Source organism: Synechococcus sp. MU1655 (genome assembly GCF_023630655.1).
Classification (GTDB): domain Bacteria; phylum Cyanobacteriota; class Cyanobacteriia; order PCC-6307; family Cyanobiaceae; genus Synechococcus_C.
In genome coordinates this window covers 1-2,758 of the sequence record NZ_JAKUHK010000253.1, presented here as the reverse complement: position 1 = coordinate 2,758, position 2,758 = coordinate 1, and the positions used below count along the sequence as shown (strand labels likewise).

At 55.6% G+C, this 2,758-nt stretch carries 3 protein-coding genes and 1 pseudogene; 1 reads left to right on the top strand and 3 read right to left on the bottom strand.

All coding sequences use genetic code 11. From position 1 onward, the window contains the following. Positions 1–2: 2 nt before the first annotated feature. Positions 3–1,745: an Rqc2 family fibronectin-binding protein gene (locus NCN04_RS10250; protein ID WP_250396031.1), complete on the bottom strand. Its 1,743-nt coding sequence runs from the start codon at positions 1,743–1,745 to the stop codon at positions 3–5. 65 nt (positions 1,746–1,810) lie between these two features. On the opposite strand from NCN04_RS10250, the gene gmk reads away from it, so the two are divergent. Next, the gene (gmk, locus tag NCN04_RS10245) at positions 1,811–2,383 is read left to right on the top strand and encodes a guanylate kinase (protein ID WP_250396030.1); all 573 of its coding nucleotides are present in this window, start codon (positions 1,811–1,813) and stop codon (positions 2,381–2,383) included. Between the two features lie 50 nt (positions 2,384–2,433). Here gmk and psaJ read toward each other — a convergent pair whose 3' ends face one another. Then, complete coding sequence (gene psaJ / locus NCN04_RS10240; protein ID WP_011620067.1) at positions 2,434–2,553, bottom strand: photosystem I reaction center subunit IX; 120 nt, start codon at positions 2,551–2,553, stop codon at positions 2,434–2,436. 33 nt (positions 2,554–2,586) lie between these two features. Then, positions 2,587–2,758, bottom strand: a pseudogene (locus tag NCN04_RS10235) (Photosystem I reaction center subunit III); the annotation flags it as partial.

The window sequence follows — 2,758 nt, the reverse complement described above, 5'->3', positions numbered from 1 at the left end:
GCTCAGGCTAAGAGCTTGCCGGCGATCAGTCGCTGTCTTGCTCGATCTGGCTCGGCCCAGACAACCTCACCCTCTTTGTGTTGCACCGTTCCAAGCGCTGCACCTGCAATGCGTTGGAGATGCTCCACAGGGGCTCTGACGACAGCAACCCGGCGATTTCCACGCGCGCGGCTAAACCAAGCAGCGAGATCAGCAGCAAGGGTGACATCGTCTTCGTCGGCAAAACCAGCCGATGCCTTCAACACAACGTGACTACCCGGACATTCCTGGGCATGGAACCAAAGGTCACCAGGTCGTGCCCGCCGGAGACTGATCCAGTCGTTTTGACGATGATTTCGTCCCACCTGAATCAACAATCCCGCCGGGCTATGGATTTCGAGGGGCTGAGGGTCCAGTCGACGGGATCCCTGACGGCGGCGGCGGAGCCGTTTTGGAGCCAACAGATCATCCAATTCTTCCCGCAGGTCCAGAAGGCTTTTCGTGCGCGCCTCTAAGCGATCCCAATCAGCACCAATCAGCTCTTCCAGAAAGCTTTCACTGCCATCGAGTAATGCCAGTCGACTTTGATGATGCTGCAGCCGTTCTTCAAGAGCCGGCACAGCTCGTCTCAGTTTTCGTGCTCTGCCGTACAACTTCTGTGCGCGATCAATGGTCTCCCGATTCGGACTCACCTGACACAACAACGCATCTCCCTGCTGTTGCAAGTCATCGGCACCGCCGGTCTCCTCCAAGCCAGCTCTCTGGTCAGCCAATAGGGCCTCCTCACGAGTCCTTAACTGCTTGAGCTGCTTTTGCAAATCCTGAGTGACACGATTCAACTCCTGACGTTGAAGAACAGTGGCGTAGTACTCACCCAAACGCAGGCTTAGGGGCTGCCCAGGTTGTGGAAGATCCGCCAACGACTCCCCATCAAACGTCGATGCGGACGCAGGCTTCCAAACGCGATAGGAGTTAGGGCCATCAAATTGCAGCTCAAACCGTTCGGTCTCCAGCGCTTTCAACCAGCACTGCCAACGCTGGTGCAACACCTGCCACTGCTGATCGCTGAGCTCATGAACGCTTGTCGCCAATCGCGCTCTGGCAACGTCTTCATGCGGGTCAGCCAGATGCTTCGCCAGCACCGGACTGATGCCCTGGTAGGCACTGCGCAGCGCCTTTTCCAGGCTTAGCGGCAACAGTTCCAATCGCTCTCTCCAGCGCTGCTCAGGCTCATCAAGTTGGGGAGCAATGCCTTGAAGGGCTGGGGGAGCGCTGTAGACATCTCCCGTACCAATCGGCCTCACTCTCGACTGGTGCATGCGGACTTGGCGTGCGATCGCAGTGATGCGTTGTCGGTCATCGAGCAACAACAAATTGCTGTGACGCCCCATCAGTTCGAGCACCAAGGTGCGCTGGGGAGGCTGTCCAGGTCGAGGCGCCAACTGAAATTGCACAACCCGTTCAAAACCTTCCTGGCTGAGCTCCGTCAGTGCAAGTTGGCGGAGTCCATGCTGAATCTGTTGCGCCAGCGTGCTTCCTGCACCTTGCTTGGGTGGCGCGGAGATTTCAACCAGTCGGGGAACTTCTGCTTTCCAGCTCAGCTCCAACCAAATCATTCCCCGCAGGGTGCGAAATCCAAGCTGAAGCGTCTGAGGATCGGGCTGTTGAGCTTTCTCAAACCGGCTGGGTAGCAAGCGGGCACGCAAATCCGCCAACACAGCCCTCAGGCTGGTGAGATCCATCACTTGCGGACTTTGGCTGACCATGAAGTGCCTGAGAATCAGGCTGAACAGGAAGCCTTCCTACCCTGCGATGCAGTCTCAAGCAACGTATGGCTCCTGATGGATCAATCGCCAGGCCCACGGTGCTCACCGGCCCAAGCGGCGTGGGCAAGGGCACCTTGGTCGCCCGCCTGAGAGAGCGTCATCCAGAGATATGGCTCTCCGTATCGGCCACCACACGTGCTCCACGCAGTGGAGAAATCGATGGAGTTCACTATTTTTTTCACTCCAAAGAACAGTTCAACAAACTCGTTCAAAGCGGTGGCTTGCTGGAGTGGGCTGAATTTGCTGGAAACTGCTATGGAACACCTCGACAACCCGTCAGTGAGCGCGTCGCGAAGGGCATTCCCGTGCTTCTTGAGATTGAATTAGAGGGGGCCAGGCAGGTTAGAAACAGCTTGCCTGAAGCAATCCAAATTTTTCTTGCACCCCCTTGCGTTGAAGAGCTTGAGAAACGGATTCGCGGCCGCGGAACCGAAGTAGAAGAGGCGATCCAGCGCCGGCTGAAGCGGGCACAAGAAGAACTACAAGCTCAAACAGAATTCGATGCTGTCATCGTCAACGACGATCTTGAAACAGCTTTAGCCGAGCTAGAGAAACAGATGAATTTGACTATCTCCTAAAAAAAAGGGGCCCATTGGGCCCCTTTTTGATGGTGTTGTGAACTGAACGATCAGCCCATGGGGTGGAAGAGGAGATCAGGGAAAAAGCGATTCCACTCGATCAAGATCCCGGCGGTGAGAGTGAACCATATCGCCGCAACGACAGGTGCAGTAGTCAGAAATTTCTTCATCGTGAAAAAGATAAGGACTTCGTGGATGCGAGTTCAGCGAGGAGAGACGGTCACCTTGTTGTCGCTTTCAAGCAATTTGCCACTCGTGAATTCACCAAAAGCAGCGACAGGCCAAGCGGCTGATGCCAACAAAGACTTGAGAGCAAGAGAGAGATCAATTTGAATCTCTTTCGTGTACTGCTCCTTGGTCCCGCGAGTGCCTTTG